Origin of the sequence: Pelagibacterium halotolerans (genome assembly GCF_044811015.1) — a bacterium.
Classification (GTDB): domain Bacteria; phylum Pseudomonadota; class Alphaproteobacteria; order Rhizobiales; family Devosiaceae; genus Pelagibacterium; species Pelagibacterium halotolerans_A.
The window spans coordinates 182,714-198,286 of sequence record NZ_CP085243.1 but is presented as its reverse complement, the minus strand read 5'-3'; the positions used below and the strand labels follow the sequence as shown (position 1 = coordinate 198,286).

The 15,573-nt window shown below is 61.2% G+C and carries 16 protein-coding genes; 6 read left to right on the top strand and 10 right to left on the bottom strand.

Going from position 1 to position 15,573, the window contains the following annotated elements:
• Nucleotides 1–4 precede the first annotated feature (4 nt).
• Nucleotides 5–1,036 carry a Gfo/Idh/MocA family protein gene (locus tag LG281_RS01035; RefSeq protein WP_404403507.1) on the bottom strand — a complete coding sequence of 344 codons (1,032 nt, stop codon included), beginning with the start codon at nt 1,034–1,036 and terminating at the stop codon, nt 5–7.
• A 153-nt stretch (nt 1,037–1,189) separates the two neighbouring features.
• Between LG281_RS01035 and LG281_RS01030 the strand changes: the two genes are divergently transcribed.
• Nucleotides 1,190–2,221: a LacI family DNA-binding transcriptional regulator gene (locus LG281_RS01030; protein ID WP_404403505.1), complete on the top strand. Its 1,032-nt coding sequence runs from the start codon at nt 1,190–1,192 to the stop codon at nt 2,219–2,221.
• Nucleotides 2,222–3,063: 842 nt separating this feature from the next.
• Nucleotides 3,064–4,746, top strand: coding sequence for a BCCT family transporter (locus LG281_RS01025; protein ID WP_404403503.1), 1,683 nt, complete (start codon nt 3,064–3,066; stop codon nt 4,744–4,746).
• A gap of 308 nt (nt 4,747–5,054) precedes the next feature.
• Here the strand turns inward: LG281_RS01025 and LG281_RS01020 are convergent, their stop codons facing one another.
• Nucleotides 5,055–5,705, bottom strand: a complete 651-nt coding sequence (locus tag LG281_RS01020; RefSeq protein WP_404403501.1) for a dihydrofolate reductase family protein — start codon at nt 5,703–5,705, stop codon at nt 5,055–5,057.
• 143 nt (nt 5,706–5,848) lie between these two features.
• Here LG281_RS01020 and LG281_RS01015 point away from each other — a divergent pair, with 143 nt between their 5' ends.
• Nucleotides 5,849–6,205, top strand: a complete 357-nt coding sequence (locus tag LG281_RS01015) for an ArsR/SmtB family transcription factor (RefSeq protein ID WP_404403499.1) — start codon at nt 5,849–5,851, stop codon at nt 6,203–6,205.
• Complete coding sequence (locus LG281_RS01010; protein ID WP_404403497.1) at nt 6,189–6,668, top strand: SRPBCC family protein; 480 nt, start codon at nt 6,189–6,191, stop codon at nt 6,666–6,668. The genes LG281_RS01015 and LG281_RS01010 overlap by 17 nt, the downstream gene beginning before the upstream one ends.
• Nucleotides 6,669–6,768: 100 nt before the next feature.
• Here the strand turns inward: LG281_RS01010 and LG281_RS01005 are convergent, their stop codons facing one another.
• A complete protein-coding gene (locus LG281_RS01005; protein WP_404403495.1) occupies nt 6,769–7,266 on the bottom strand; it encodes a hypothetical protein in 498 nt (165 codons plus the stop codon).
• A 188-nt stretch (nt 7,267–7,454) separates the two neighbouring features.
• Here LG281_RS01005 and glpD point away from each other — a divergent pair, with 188 nt between their 5' ends.
• On the top strand, nt 7,455–8,975 hold the full coding sequence (glpD, locus tag LG281_RS01000; RefSeq protein ID WP_404403493.1) for a glycerol-3-phosphate dehydrogenase: 1,521 nt from the start codon (nt 7,455–7,457) through the stop codon (nt 8,973–8,975).
• 20 nt (nt 8,976–8,995) lie between these two features.
• On the opposite strand, the gene LG281_RS00995 is transcribed toward glpD, so the two are convergent.
• Genes LG281_RS00995 through LG281_RS00975 form a run of 5 tightly spaced genes read right to left on the bottom strand, consistent with a single transcriptional unit; the run spans nt 8,996 to nt 13,876 of the window.
• Entirely contained in the window at nt 8,996–9,742 is a 747-nt protein-coding gene (locus LG281_RS00995; RefSeq protein WP_404403491.1) for an ABC transporter ATP-binding protein, read from the bottom strand.
• The gene (locus LG281_RS00990; protein ID WP_404403489.1) at nt 9,733–10,548 is read right to left on the bottom strand and encodes an ATP-binding cassette domain-containing protein; all 816 of its coding nucleotides are present in this window, start codon (nt 10,546–10,548) and stop codon (nt 9,733–9,735) included. Before LG281_RS00990 ends, LG281_RS00995 begins: the two co-directional genes overlap by 10 nt.
• A complete protein-coding gene (locus LG281_RS00985; protein WP_404403487.1) occupies nt 10,545–11,393 on the bottom strand; it encodes an ABC transporter permease in 849 nt (282 codons plus the stop codon). Before LG281_RS00985 ends, LG281_RS00990 begins: the two co-directional genes overlap by 4 nt.
• Nucleotides 11,390–12,343, bottom strand: a complete 954-nt coding sequence (locus tag LG281_RS00980; RefSeq protein ID WP_404406576.1) for an ABC transporter permease — start codon at nt 12,341–12,343, stop codon at nt 11,390–11,392. The genes LG281_RS00985 and LG281_RS00980 overlap by 4 nt, the downstream gene beginning before the upstream one ends.
• A gap of 42 nt (nt 12,344–12,385) precedes the next feature.
• A complete protein-coding gene (locus LG281_RS00975; protein ID WP_404403485.1) occupies nt 12,386–13,876 on the bottom strand; it encodes an ABC transporter substrate-binding protein in 1,491 nt (496 codons plus the stop codon).
• A 321-nt stretch (nt 13,877–14,197) separates the two neighbouring features.
• Between LG281_RS00975 and LG281_RS00970 the strand changes: the two genes are divergently transcribed.
• Nucleotides 14,198–14,623, top strand: coding sequence for an OsmC family protein (locus LG281_RS00970; RefSeq protein WP_404403483.1), 426 nt, complete (start codon nt 14,198–14,200; stop codon nt 14,621–14,623).
• Between the two features lie 63 nt (nt 14,624–14,686).
• Here the strand turns inward: LG281_RS00970 and LG281_RS00965 are convergent, their stop codons facing one another.
• Both LG281_RS00965 and LG281_RS00960 read right to left on the bottom strand, forming a co-directional pair.
• Nucleotides 14,687–15,127, bottom strand: a complete 441-nt coding sequence (locus tag LG281_RS00965) for an SRPBCC domain-containing protein (RefSeq protein ID WP_404403481.1) — start codon at nt 15,125–15,127, stop codon at nt 14,687–14,689.
• Nucleotides 15,120–15,464 (bottom strand): ArsR/SmtB family transcription factor, encoded by a 345-nt coding sequence (locus LG281_RS00960; protein ID WP_404403479.1) that lies wholly within the window; start codon nt 15,462–15,464, stop codon nt 15,120–15,122. Before LG281_RS00960 ends, LG281_RS00965 begins: the two co-directional genes overlap by 8 nt.
• Between the last annotated feature and the right edge of the window lie 109 nt (nt 15,465–15,573).

Here is a 15,573-nt window from a genome sequence, read left to right as displayed (position 1 = left end):
TTCCCTAAAGTTCAATGTTTACACGGGCTTGCGTCCGCGCGCTCTCGATGGCGGCGAGCACCATGGCGAGGCTTTTGAAGTTGTCGCTCGATACCGTTTCGGGGCGACGATGACCCTCGATGGCGTCGATGAATTCGAAGATGACACTGGCATGGCCGAGCGCCCGGTCGGGGGCCTCCATAGGGGGGACGGCGACCGGTTTCAGGTCATTGAGAAACTTCCCCTCGCCCGCCAGAACCCGCGCGTCGAACGCCTCTGCACCGTCCCAGATCAGCGATCCCTTCGTCCCCACGAACCGCCACGCGGCCTCCCAGCTCGTCGGCGCGCCATCGGCGCACCATGAGCCGCGATAGGTGAAGGTCACCCCGTCGGAGAATTCGAAGATCGCGTTAGCCGAAGCGCCATGCGCATACCACGACCCCTTCGGGTTGCTCTCCTGCGCGTAGACGGCCTGCGGCACCTTGCCCGCCATGAAGCGCGCGGCGTCGAAGGTGTGGATCGCCATATCGAGGAGCAGGACGTGCTCCATCTCCTCGCGAAACCCGCCGAAATGCGGCGCGAGGAAAAAATCGCAGTGCACGCTCGTCAACTCGCCGATAGCGCCGGATGCCAAGAAGGCCTCGATGCGACGTACGCCTTCAATGAACCTACGGTTCTGGACGATGGCGTGAACCCGCCCTGCCCGCTCAGCCGCCGCGATCATCTCCCGCGCATCGGCGAGCGAGGTGGCCATCGGCTTTTCGCTCAGAACGTGGCAGCCATAATCGAAGCCCGTGAGCACCACGGACTTCCGCGCCGCCGGCGGCACCACATCGAACAGAAGATCGGGTTTGAGCGTTGAAAGCGCATCGGTGAGGTCGATCCCGCACGGGACGTCGAGACCGAACTCGCGCGCCCGGTCTGCCGCCAGCCCCCCGTCCAGATCGACGAGCCCCACGATCTCAATGCGATTGTCCAGCAGCGGGGCGTGCGCGATCGCATCGAGCCAGCCTTTCGACATAGCTCCGCACCCGGCCAGAATGGCCGTATATGTCACGGTACTCTCTCCTCTCGGGCTCTTACGAGTGCTTCACTTTGCACTGGCCCGTAAACGTTTACGAGACTAGGATTGAAACCGGAAACGTGTCAATAGGTTTTCGTAAACGATTACGGAGATTGTGGACGGCCCCGCGTCGACGCAGCATATTGTATGGTTGGAATCAGGCGCTTAGCGCAGTATCTCGATATTTCGATCGGCACGGTCTCGCGTGCTCTCAACGGACGCCCCGACGTCAATGAGGAAACGCGCAAGCGCGTCCTCGCGGCGGCCGCCGAGCTCGGTTACGCGCCGAACCAGGCTGGGCGCTCCCTGCGGCGCGGTGCGACGAGCGCCGTGGGCTTCATGATCGAATCCAACGACGAAAACGAAACCAATAGCGACAACTTCTTCCTCGGCGTCATAGGCGGGCTGACGGGGGCGCTCGCGCAGCATAACCTCGATCTCGTCGTTCTGCCGTGCTCGGTCAACGAAGACCCACACGACTATCTCCAGCGCATCGTGGTACGGCGCCTCGTCGATGCGGTCATCATCTCGGCCACGCAAAGGAACGACCGGCGCATCGCGCTTCTCAAAGCGGCCAACATTCCCTTCATTGCCCTGGGCCGGACCGGCGGAGCGGACGAACACGCCTGGATCGACCTGGACTTCGAAGGCGTCGCCCACCAAGCCGTGGCGCGCCTTGCCGCGCGCGGGCACAAACAGATCGCCGTGGCCGTCCCCGATACCGACATCAACCTCGGCCATGTCTTCCGCGACGCCTTCGTGGATGCCATGGAGCGGCATGGCCTGTCTGTCGATCCTTCTTACATCATCCGTGCCAGATCGAGCGAACACGGCGGCTACGCCGTCGGCGACGCACTGCTGGCCATGAACAACCGCCCGACAGCCGTTGTGCTCGTCTACGAGATGATGGCCATCGGCCTCTATCGCCGCCTCAACGAAGCGGGCCTCATGCCGGGACGCGACCTCGCCGTCATTGGCTTTCGCGAGGGCCCGCTGGCCCGCTTCCTGTCCCCTGCTCTGACCTGCTTCCGCATGTCCCTGCGCGATCTCGGCATCGGGCTGGCCGAGGGCCTCCTCGCCACCATGCCTGCCTTCGCCGATACCGACCGCCCCGGCCCGGTGCACAAACTGTGGCCGATGGACCTGGTGGAGGGGGAAAGCGACGCGATGAGGCGATAGGCGCGGAGCAGCGCTTGGGACGGGCGTTGCGCCGGCCACAACGTTTCCAGAAGGCAAAGACTTGGAGCTCTTGTTTTGTCGCTATCAAAAAGAGTTTCAAATGCTCGGTTGTCGTCCTCTATCCCAATGAAGAATGCGCTGCCTTTCGGATTTGGGATGAGCTGCCTTCCCACCGAGAGCAGCTATTGTTGCGCATATTGGTGGAACGGCAGTTCATCCCATTCGCTCAATGCAAGCTGTAACGTCCGTTTTCAGCGTCGCCGCTTCATACCGCCAGTGGTTCCCTCAACCTCGCAGTCATACGAAAGCGGCTAGTTGTTCCGCACAGTGACTTTGACAGGTTGCACGATCTCTCCTTCACTCCGCCGTCATCCTCGCGTCAAACGTACTGCTGTCCGGTTCAGGGCAAAGCCGTGCCTCCCCTACCTTCGTGTCACTCCGGAACGTGTTCCCGGGGTCCAGTGCCAGGTGCACAGGACCTTGTGCGTGCGAACCGGGCGCTGATTACCCGGTTCGTTTGAACGCAAAGACGAGTCCTTTCACGCGCTGGACAGCGCGTGAAAGGGATTCCGGGGACTAGCCCCGGTATGACAGCGTGGGAGGCAAGGCCGTGCAGCCTGTCAAAATCACTGTGCAGAACAACTCGAAAACTTTGCCAGCACGAACAAAAAGGGCCTACGAAAGTTGAATAGGCCGGGGTACGCTTTTGCTCAGATAAGGGGAAAAGTTGTCTTTTCAGCTATCAGAATAGGCCGCTTGATTGTAACTTATCTGCTGGGGGGACCGACGGAACCTTACTGAAACTTCAATAAGGAAACAATCAGGACAGGAGGTCGAATTTCATGGCCGAAGATGTAGAAGATCAAGGCATTCCCACGCCGGAAGGCGCGGCAGAAATTATCGAAACCGATTACGAGATCGGTCAGGACAATATCCAGGCTAAGTTGGGGCCTTTCGGGCTCGATATTCACAACCCGGTTTTTCTGATTTCGGGTCTTTCCGCTATCATCTTCGTGGCATATGCGTTGATCGCGCCAGGACAGGCGGCGGAGTTTTTCGGTTGGCTACGGCCCACGCTGACATCGAACTTCGACTGGTTCTTCCTGTCGTCGGCCAATATCTTCGTGCTCTTCTGCTTGTTTCTGATCGTCAGCCCCTGGGGTTCGGTCCGGCTGGGCGGTTCCGATGCGCGGCCGGATTTCGGCTATCTTGGATGGTTTTCGATGCTGTTCGCGGCAGGCATGGGCATCGGGTTGATGTTTTTTGGCGTGCTGGAACCGGTCTATTATTTTGGTACACCCTGGGGCGACGAGCCGCTGGGGGCGGTCCGGCCCTTCGCTGAGGACGGCACTTTGATCGCCGCCAACATCGAGGAAGCCCGGCGCATGGCGCTGGCCGCAACCTCCTATCACTGGGCGCTGCATCCCTGGGCGATTTATGGTGTGGTGGCGCTGGCGCTGGCACTGTTCACCTACAACAAGGGCCTACCCCTTTCGATCCGTTCAGCCTTCTACCCGCTTCTGGGCGAACGCGTCTGGGGCTGGTGGGGTCATGTCATCGACATCATAGCCGTGCTCGCTACGCTGTTTGGCCTGGCCACCTCGCTGGGTATCGGCGCGCAGCAGGCCAATGCGGGGCTTGAATTCGTCTATGGCGTGCCCAACTCGGTCAACGTTCAGGTGCTGTTGATCATCGGGATTACCTCGGTGGCGCTGATTTCGGTGGTGCGCGGTCTCGAGGGCGGCGTGAAGGTGCTTTCGGAGATCAATATGGTGATCGCCGCCGTGCTGCTGCTGTTTGTGCTGTTCGCGGCGGGCGCAGGTACGATCCTGGTCGAATTCTTTGTCGGCCTTGGCTCTTATGTGCGCGAAATCGTACCGCTGTCGATCCCGTTCGGCCGTGAGGATACCGGTTACGTGCAGGGCTGGACGTCCTTTTACTGGGCCTGGTGGATTTCCTGGTCGCCCTTTGTGGGCATGTTCATCGCCCGCATCAGCCGCGGCCGTACGGTGCGCGAATTCCTGATATGCGTGCTGATCGTTCCCTCATTGGTCTGCGTCCTCTGGATGGCTGTTTTCGGTGGCGCCGCGATCGAGCAGGTGCTCAGCGATCCGATCGGAAGTGCCGTCAAGGCCAATGTGATCGACAGTTATCATCCGGAAATCTCGCTCTTTGCGCTGCTCGAAAGCCTGCCGATGGCGGCGATCACGTCAACGATCGGAATCATCCTGGTGATCGTGTTCTTCGTTACCTCCTCGGATTCCGGCTCGTTGGTGATTGACACGATCACATCGGGTGGCAAGGTCAACGCGCCGGTGCCACAGCGTGTATTCTGGGCCACCTTCGAGGGGCTGGTGGCCATCGCGCTGCTTCTTGGTGGCGGTCTCGTTTCGCTTCAGGCCATGGTGATCTCGATCGGGATGCCGTTCACGGTGATCCTGCTGCTGATGTGCTGGGCCATCCTGCAAGGGTTGCGCAACGAGAAACGCAACGCCTGGCTGCGCAGCGAGAAACGCAGCGCCTGACGAACTGATCTACAAACGTTGCAGGGTCCCGGATTACCGGGGCCTTGCAGACGATCTTCGTCCAAAAGATTGGGGTATGTCCGCTTTCGATTGATCCCAATGGGCGAGGATGGCGGCCGACTTCACGTCGTTTCCCATCGCACCCGAATGATCTGCCCTATCTCGCCTTTGGGGTGGAAACCGTCTTTCAGCTTTCAGGACGCCACACCGAAAGGCGGACAAAGGTTCGGCGCGCCGGGGGCACCGCGCACGCCGACACCATAGACCACCCGCGGGCGGTCCACGATCACGCAAATCACAGGTTATCGCTAGCCCGCATTTCGTTGGAAGGTGAGGTGGACGATGCCGCTTTCGGCCGTTTCCGCCGTTACCGTGTAGCCGGATTCGAGGCCGCGCAGATCGTCCCAGAGGCGGATGCCGCGCCCAAGCAGGATTGGCGTGATCGCGACGTGCAGACGATCGACAAGACCAGCCTTAAGGAAATCGCGGACGACGGTTGCACCACCGCTAACCCGAACATCCTTGCCGTTCGCGACCCTCTGAGCCTGTCGAAGTGCGTCCTTAAGAGTGGTGTTGAGAAAGTGAAACGTTGTACCGCCCGCCATCTCCATAGGGGGGCGCGGATTGTGGGTTAGCACAAAGACCGGAAAACCGAACGGAGGTTCGTCGCCCCACCAGCCGCGCCAGTCCGGATTGTCGGGAAAGGTGTGGAGGCCAAACATACCCGCACCCATGATTTCGGCCCCCACATTGACGAAGTACGCCTTCGCGTATTCGTCATCGACACCCGTGGTCCCGGCCCCCGTGGTCTCTTTGAAAACGCGCTCTCGAACCGTTCGCGTTGCTGCATATGCGCTGACGAGACGCGACCAATCTTCGCCGAACGAGTTTTCGGGCGTCTGGTCCGTCGTTGTCGCGAAACCATCGAGGGAAATGTTGAGATCGACACGAACTGCCACTGGAATCCTTCATGAAGTGGTTGCAACCGACGCCAGCCGGCGAAGGCTTAATGCTAAGGCATATGCCTTCATATCAAACCACAACACTTAGGCAAGTACCTTTTTATCCTTGACCGTTATATCCGACCAATTTACTGTCACACATGCCTTACCATTCGTCTCCTCTCGATCTCGCCTTTCACGCTCTCAGCGATCCGACCCGTCGCGCCGTGGTGTCGCGGCTGGTCGAGGGCGAGTTGCCGGTCAGCGCCCTCGCCGAGCCTTTCGACATGGCGCTGCCATCCTTCGCCCAGCATCTCAAGGTCCTGGAAGATTGCGGGCTGATCACCAGCGAAAAGCGCGGACGCAGCCGCTGGTGCCGGCTGGCGCCAGCGCGCTTCAACGAGGCGGCGGACTGGATGGAAGCGGAACGCCGGCGCTGGACCGAGCGGCTGGACCGGCTGGAAGGCTATCTGGACAAGATCGAAGAGGATGATCAAGGACATGGCAAACCCGTTTGAGACGTGGTCGCCCGATCGCGAAATCGTACTGGTCAAGCTTCTGAACCACCCACGCGAAAAGGTCTTCGCCGCCTGGATGGATCCCAAGGCCCTGGCCCAATGGTACGGCCCGGCGGGCCTTAGCATCGAGACGCACGAGGCCGATATCCGCGAGGGCGGTGTCTGGCGCTTCGACATGGTGGGCGTGTTCGAGGGTCAGGAACGGCGCTTCCCCAACCTCATGCACTTTCTGGAGATCGTGCCCAACGAACGGATCGTGATGGACTACGGCACGCCCGAGCCCGACGATCCAGACCGTTTCCGCGTCACGGTAACCTTCGATGAGCAGACCGACGGCAAGACGGTACTGACCATGCGCCAACTCCACCCCAGCCGCGAGCGGCGTCAGGTGGTCATCGGCTTCGGCGCGGTGGAATACGGGCTGCAAACGATGGACAGCCTCGCAGCCTGGCTGGACGGCTGAGCCCTTGGGTAGCCGGAATACGAGCCGATAAGTCTACTGACAAAAAAGGGCCACACGAACGAGGCCCTTTGCATTGGATGGCGAAAGGAGGGCTAGATATCTATTCAACGTCCAGCCCATAGATCTCGATGATATCGTCGAGCCTCAGATTGGCCGCGATGTCGCCGCCGGCGGTGTTCCAGATCGCATTGTTGACGGGCCGGACGTCGCCTGTCTGGACGACGTTGAGGCTGTTCCAGAGCGAGGCCGATGCATCCTGCTCGAAGAAATCGACATCGCAAAACTCGGTCACAAGGATATGCCCCGCCAGATCGGGCTTCTGACCCAGAGCCGGTCGGCGCCCGAGGATCGCCGCGCCATCGACAAGGCCATGGTCGGCACGGGCGTGCGCTCTGCGCGAACGGCGGCTCGGCTCTCTTTCAGGGGGCAGCTCCAGCGGGTCTGGATCGCCATGGAGCTCGCGTAGGAAAGCGATATCATCTGCCTCGATGAGCCGGTCAACCACCTCGACATGGCCCACCAGATCGACTGCCTGAACCTCGTCTTCATCAAGGACGGCAAGGTGGAAGCTGCCGGAACACCCGAAGCGCTGATGCACGAGGATACGATTCGTAACGTTTTTGGCATGCATACCAAGGGGAGGGATGACGAGGGGTATTCGGCGGAAGCATATGTCCAGTGCGATAGCCTCGGAGGGATGCGCCCGAATGCCCCAGCCGCCTTCGATTGACACCCATCGATTTTCGCATCACTTTCGATTCAGTTTCGGATTTACGGAGTCGCGCCTTGAGCGAAACCATCTACGACATCTTCGTTATCGGCGGCGGCATTAATGGCTGCGGCATCGCGCGTGATGCTGTAGGCCGCGGCTTTTCGGTATTCCTTGCCGAAATGGACGACCTCGCGAGCGGCACCTCCTCGCGGGCCACAAAGCTCATCCATGGCGGACTGCGCTATCTCGAACATTACGAATTTCGTCTCGTCCGCGAAGCTCTCAAGGAGCGTGAAGTGCTCTGGGCGGCGGCGCCACACATCATCTGGCCGCTGCGCTTCGTCCTTCCTCACCATAAGGGTCTCCGCCCCTCCTGGCTCCTACGGTTGGGTCTGTTCCTCTACGACAACATCGGCGGACGCAAACTGCTGCCCGCCACCAAAGACCTCGACCTTCAAACCGACCCAATCGGCAGAACGCTTAAGCCCGGCTACGGCAAAGCGTTCGAATATTCCGACTGCTGGGTGGACGATGCGCGCCTCGTTGCGCTCAATGCCCGAGACGCGGTGGACAAGGGCGCACGCATCCATACACGCACCAAGGTCATCTCCGCGAAACGCGTCGGCAGTCACTGGGACATTGAAACCGAGAATACCGAAACCGGCCGAACCGAAACCATCGCGGCGAAAATGCTCGTCAACGCGGCTGGTCCCTGGGTCGATACCGTCCTCGACCAGTCGGTCCACGCGCACGAAAAGCACGCTGTCCGCCTGGTGAAGGGCAGCCACATCGTCGTCAAGAAACTCTATGACGACCCTCGCTGCTTCTTCTTCCAGAACAATGACGGCCGCATCTTCTTCGCCATCCCCTACGAAGACGATTTCACCCTCATCGGCACCACCGATGAGGATTATTTCGGCGACCCGCGCGACGTGGCGATTTCGGAAAGCGAGACCGACTACCTGTGCGCCGCAGCGAGCGAGTATTTTGCCACCCCGATCACCCGCGACCAGATCGTCTGGAGCTATTCCGGCGTCCGCCCGCTTTACGACGATGGCGCCTCCAAGGCCCAGGAAGCGACCCGCGACTACGTCCTCAAACGCTCGGGAGGCAATAGTGAGGCGGCCTTGCTCAACGTCATCGGCGGCAAGCTCACGACCTACCGGCGATTGGCGGAATCAGCGCTTGAACATATCGAGGCAGTACTCGGAAAACGCGGAGAAAAATGGACAGCCGATGCGCATCTTCCGGGCGGCGACTTTCCCGTTGGCGCGTTTGCCCACGAGGTCGAGAAACTTGGCACAGACTATCCGTTCCTCTCCGGCCCCGAAGCCAAACGCTTCATCCGCCGCTATGGTACACGGGCCTGGACAATTCTTGATGGTGCCAAATCGACCGGCGATCTCGGCCAACATTTCGGCGCAGGGTTGTACGCCGCCGAAGTGCGCTACCTGATGGAAAACGAATGGGCGCATACCCCGGAAGACGTCCTCTGGCGCCGCACCAAACGCGGGCTTGCGGGCGCGGAAATCGATCAGGAGGCGTTGGCCGCGTTCATGGCCGAAGATCAAGCCAAAACAACAGTGGCTCTGTAGCGCCACCGCAATAGGAGCGCCTATCCCGGCATCCGCGGCACGCTCGCCAGCAGTTTCCGCGTATAGGGATGCTGTGGGGCGGAGAGAATATCCCGTGTCTTCCCGCTCTCGACGATCTTCCCGCGCTCAAGGATGATGATCTCCTCGCAGAGCGCGGCAACGACCCCGAGATCGTGCGAGACCAGGAGGATCGTCATCGCGTCCGAGAGCGTTTTCAAAAGCTCCACGATCCTGATGCGTGTCGAAAGGTCGAGCGCGCTCACCGCCTCATCCGCAAGGATCAACTTCGGCCTCGCCACAATCGCCCGGGCGATGGCGATACGCTGGCGCTGCCCGCCGGAGAATTCGTGCGGATAGCGCGACACCGCATCCTCGGACAATCCCACATCGGTAAGTGCGGCCCGGATCGCCGCTGTGCGGTCGCCCGGAATGCGAAGCGACCTCAACGGCTCACCAACGATATCCTCTACCCTCTGCCTGGGATCGAGTGAGGAATAGGGGTCCTGAAAGACCGCCTGCACTGCCTGCCGATACCGCCGCATGAACCCGCGATCACGGGCATCGAATGTATCGCCTTCGAACCGGATCGTACCCCCGGAAGGTCGTGCGAGCCCCAAAAGCAGCTTCAAAATCGTCGACTTGCCCGAGCCCGACTCGCCCACGAGCCCGATATTGGCGCCGGGCCGAACAGAAAACGATACGCCGTCGAGAACCCGTTGATCGCGTGCGTAGGAAAATTCGATGTTCTCGACCGAAATCAAACCCATCGCGCATCCCCCAGGGCCCTGTCGAACGCATCCGCCGCCGCGACAAGCGTCCTCGTGTAGTCGTGTTCAGGTTCGGCCAGCACCTGCCCCACCGGCCCGCGCTCCACCACTTCGCCCCGGCGCATCACCGTGACATCGTCGACGATCTGCGCGACGACCGGCAGATCGTGCCCGATAAAAAGCAACGCCATCCCCTCCTCGCGCACAAGCCCTGCCAAAAGGTCGAGAACCTCCGCCTGCGTCGTCACGTCGAGCGCCGTCGTCGGTTCGTCCGCAATGAGCAGCTTGGGCTGGCACGCGAGCGCCATAGCGATGGCGACACGTTGCCGCTGCCCGCCCGAGACCTCGAAGGGATACGCATTGGCAATCCGGTCCGGATCGGGCAGCGCCACGCGCATCAGCAGCCGCCGCACATCCGCCTCGACATCGGCCCGCGCGGTGGTCTCGCCCGCGCGGCGGCGCCGCCGCGTAACAGGCTGGGCGATCTGCCTGCCCATTTTCATGAGCGGATCGAGCGCCGTCAGCGGCTCCTGAAACACCGTCGCGACGGTGCGCCCGCGTTGCAGCACGAGATCGCCGTCCCGCGCGCCGATAACCTGCGTCCCGTTGAGCACGACCGAGCCTTCCGCCGATAACCCCGGGGGCAACAGCCCGATCACCGCAAGCGCCGTCAGCGATTTCCCCGAACCAGACTCACCAATGAGCCCGACCCGGGCGTTTTCGCCAATGGTCAGATCGAGGCCGGATACCAGTACGGTCTCCCCGGCCCGAACGGTCAGCTTTTCTATGTCCAGCACTGCGCTCATCGCGACCGCCTCCGCGTCGGATCGCCGATATCGCGCAGCCCGTCCGCGAGCATATTCATCCCGATCACCAGCGAAACGAGTGCAAGGCCTGGCGCAATCGCCCCGAACGGCGCGGTATAAACCGTCCCCTGCGCCTCCTGCAGCAGCCGCCCCCACGAAGCGTTGGGCGGCGGCGCGCCAAGCCCGAGATAGGAGAGCGAGGCCTCCGCAATGACCGCGAGCCCGAACTGCAGCGCGAAATTGACCAATAGCGTCGGCCAGATATTGGGCAGAAGGTGGATGAAGACGATCCCCGCCCAGGATGTCCCTGCCGTCCGCGCGGCGGTGATATAGTCCATCTCCAGCACCCGCTTGGCGAGAATGCGCGTCAGACGCCCGACGATAGCGGAAATCGCCACTCCCAACGCCAAAATCGCCGAAAACAAGCTCGCGCTGTCGGTTGCGGCGACCACCAGCATCGCGAGCAGCAGCGTCGGAAACGCGATCAGGATATCGAACGCGGCGGCGAGCACGTCGTCGAGAAACCGCGTCGCAAACGCAGCGAGCACACCGAGCGTCACCCCGATCAGCGCGCCGATGCCCACGGCGCCCGCCCCGACCGTCAGCGCGATCCGCGACCCGATCATGATCTGTGTTAACGAATCGCGCCCCAGCCGGTCCGTTCCCGCCCAATGGGCAAAGGACGGTCCTTCGAGCCGTCCGCCAGCCATGCCCGTGGGGTCATAAGGTGTCCAAAACAGCGTCAGAAGCGCCACGACGACATGCAGCCCGACGAGCGCGATCCCTACGCTCAGCGTCAGCGATGTGCGCGTCCGGCGCGGCGCGATTGCGGCGACAGCCGTCATCTCTGCACACTCCCATGCGGATCGCGAAGCCGTGGGTCGATGAACCGCTGCGCCAGATCGGCGAAAAAGCCGATCAGCAGCACCAGCAAGGTCGAAATAAAGAGCACGCCCTGGACGTTCGGATAATCCCGCTGCTCTATGGCCAGGAGCAGCATCGACCCGAGCCCGGGCAGTGCGAACACGCGCTCGATCACGACCGCGCCCAGAAGCGCCGTCGCCAGTTCGATCCCGAGGATCGAAACGACGGGGACCGCGCCGTTGCGGATCCCGTGCCGCACCAGCGATTCGGAAAACCCTGCCCCCAGCGCTCGCGCCGTCCGCAAATAGTCGCTGCCCAAAACGTCCAGCGTCGCCGAACGCACATAGCGCAGAAGCGAGGCCGCCATGACAATGGCGATGGTCACGATCGGCAGAATGAGCGCCCGAAGCGCCGCCAGCGGCTCGCCCCACCCCCGCGGTGGAAACCCGCCCGAAGGCAGCAGCCGCAAATTCACCGCGAAAAGCGTCACGAGCAGGATTCCGACCCAGAAGACGGGGATGGCGATGCCGAGCTGGGAGACAAGGGAAATCGCCGCTCCGTACCATTTGTCGGCCTTGACCGCGGCAACGATCCCCAAGGGAACCGCGACGACAATCGCCAGCGAAAACGAGAGCAGCGTCAAGGGAATGGTGAGCGTCAATCGCGCCAGCACTTCATCGAGCACCGGTGCCCGGCTGACAAACGAAGTGCCGAGATCGAGCCGGACGAGGCTGGAGAGGAAATGGATGAACTGCTCGAAAAGCGGCAGGTCCGATCCCACCTGCCGCCGCGCGGCGGCGATCTGATCGGGATCGGCGCCGACGGATATGAGCGAACTTGCGGGATCGCCGGGCAAGAGCCGCAGGAGGATGAACAGAACGACCACCGCGACAAAGAGCGAAATGACGAGGATGGCGAGCCGGCGGAAAATGTAAGCGAGAATGGCCCCTCTCCTTTCCGCCGGCTGACACTATCAGTTCGTCTTGACGATATCGTAGGCGTAGAACTGCGAGTTCAGCCCGTTGACCGGGTACCCGCTGACATTAGCCGCCGATACCACGATCTGCGGGTAGAGATAAAGCCAGTCGCTCGCCGCTTCCTCGGCGATGATGATGTTCGCCTGCCGCAGCTTTTCGTTACGCTCCTCTACCGTCTCGCTGGCTTCGGCAGATGAAATCAGCTCGATCACCTCGGCATTGTTGTAACCCCAGTAGAAGTCGGGATTGCCGTAAAAGACGATATCGCGGTGGTTGACGTGCTCTTGCAACGTCGCCTCGAAATCGTGCGCCTGGTAGATCTTGGTGTACCACTCATTGGCCGTGATGATGTTGATTTCAACATCGATCCCGATCTCGGCCAATTCGTTCTGGACGAACTGTGCCACGATCGGGTGCGGGTCGTAATTCGGTGTGTCGAGGGTAAAGCTGAACCCATCCGGATACCCGGCCTCCTCCAGCAATTCGCGCGCACTTTCGGGATCGTACGCATTGACATCGGTGAGATCGACATACCATGGGTCCGTGGGCGGCACGAACGAACCGATCAGCGTTCCATAGTCGCCCCAGATCGCTTGCAGCAGCTGCTCGTCGTCGATTGCCCGGGCGATAGCTTGACGCACCTTCACGTTGTTGAATGGTTCGATCCGGTCATTATACGCCATCAACTCCTTGGTGGTGGAGGCCCCCTCGGTCACCGTAAAGCTCGGATTGCCGGTAAACTGCGCCAGCGAATCCGGGCTCTGCACCGAGGTAATGATATCCACCGCGCCGGTCAGCAGCGCATTGTTGAGCGCGGTCGCCTCGGTGAAGTAGTTGAATACCACCCCACCATTGCTGGGCGCCTCGCCCCAGTAGTTCTCGTAAGGAACGAGGCTCAGGCTCGAACCGCGCCGCCATGCGTCCAATCGATAGGGCCCGGTGCCGTCCTCGCTCGACGTGATTTCACCCGCCGCGTCGTTGACGATCCAGACGTAGCTGAGGTTGTAGGGCAGCGAGATCGAGCGCTCGGACAGCGTCACCGCGACGGTCAGATCGTCAACGGCTTCGACCGACTCGATCGTCGCAAGGCTCGACTTGCGCGAGCTTTGCGACTCTTCCGCCGTCACCCGTTCGATGCTGTAGACCACGTCCTCCGCTGTCAGCGGATCCCCCGAATGGAAGGTGACATCCGGCTGCAGCGTGAACGTGTAGGTGAGCCCATCCTCGCTGATGTCGTAATCGGCAACGAGTTGCTCGGTCACCTCACCCTCGTCCTGAAGCTGGAAAAGCGCCTCATAGACATTGCCGTTGAAGGCTTCGTTGATCCCCTGCCCGGCGCCAGCGGTATTGTCGAGATTCTGCGGCTCGTAAAGCGAACCGATACGGATGATTGCGTCAGGATCGGCGTCCTGCCCCGAAGCCACGGCCGGCCCCAGCGCCAGCACCGCGGCAACCGCGAGGACTACACCCTTAGAAAGATGTGTCATGTCATCTTGCTCCTTATAAATGTCCGCTTCGGTGAGTCCCGCTATCCAAACGCGGCACCCCGCCTCGCGGCTCCGACCCTTTCCGGGGGCACCGGCGGGTCCATTGCATCCACCTTAGCGCCGGAAACGGTCCGGAAACATCACTAGCATGTCAGTTCGATTGCTTTTTTGAACCCTGGCGCGGAATGGCTTTTGCTGGTTTGGCAAATGCTTACAATGTCCTTCCAAAGACCGACGCCACCTGTTGCACGGCATCCGCCCCGTTCCGACATGACCGTTGCGGCCACCCGGAGCCCGGTTTTCAGCAAAGGATTTTTCGAAATGGTCAAGATCGTAACCCGCTCCACCACTGTCGGCGCCTCCCTTCCCGGCCGGGGCCAGGGTGCGGTAAAGGCCCGTTCGGGTGCCGAACTCACGATTGCCGGCGGCGCAAGCGAGTCCGGCATGACCCCGGTCGAAATGCTGGACGCAGCGCTCGCCGGCTGCCTCGTGCTCTCTGTCCGCATCGCCGCACGCAAGAGGGGCTGGCAGGACCGGCTGGTTTCCGTCGATGTCGACGTACAGCACGAAAAGGCCGCCGATGGACCGTCTCGCGTCACCAAATTCCGCAGCGCCTTCAGGATCGAAGGCGATTTTGATGAATCGGAACGTAAAGCGCTGATCGCCGAGGCTCACGACCTGTGCACGGTTGGCAACACGCTGGAACGCGGCACGCAGATCGTCGACGTGGAAACCATCGACGAATAGCCCAAGCAAGGGGCGGCCAAACGACCGCCCCTCGACACTCTCCATGTTATGCGCCCAAAGCCCTCAGGCGGCTTCGAGCTCCGAGCCGAGCACGGCGAGGATAGCGGCCCAACCTGCCTTGTGATTGTCGCGGCTTTCTTCGGACACGAACTTGACGTGGGTCAGCGTCACCTCGGTGCCACCGGCCACTGGCGCGAAATCGAGCGTCACGATACTACCGTCTGTCGAATAGGGGCTTTCCCAGCTAAAAACGAGCTGGCTGTTGCGCTTGATGGTCTTGTAGGTGCCCGCGTGCGGCATCTCGTCGTCGCCGGCCTTCATGATGATTTCGAACCGTCCCCCCTCCACCGGGTCGGTTTTGGCCGACGGCACGCTCATGCCCTCGCCGGGCGTCATGAAGCGCGCCAGCATTTTAGGATCGAGCCAAGCGTCGAAAACCTTCTCCACGGGGGCCTTGATGGTGCGTGAAACGGTCAGGCTCATATCGTTCATTGTGTCAGTCATGGTCGGTTTCCTTCGTTAGGAGGTCGTCCAGAGCTTCCAGGCGCATATCCCAGATCGACCGGAGTTCACGGAACCAGCGATCGATTTCCGAAAGCGGGTTCATATCGACAGCGATCAGGTGCTCACGCCATTCGGTCTTGCGGCTGACGAGTCCGGCCCTTTCGAGAACCTTGATATGCTTGGACACCGAATTGAGGCTCATGTCGAAGCACTTGGCCAAATCGGTAACCCGGGTCGGGCCTTGCTGCGCGAGCATCGTCAGCACCGCACGCCGCGTCGGATCGCTGGCAGCCTTCAAGATCTCGCTTAGTCGCGCGTCATCTTTTCGTTCAACCATATAGGTGAATTACTCTACACGACGCGATAAGTCAACCCATAAGGTGAATGAAGAGCATCTCGACACCTAGAGAAGCGCGCCGCCCTGGCCCACCGCGACCGAAAACACA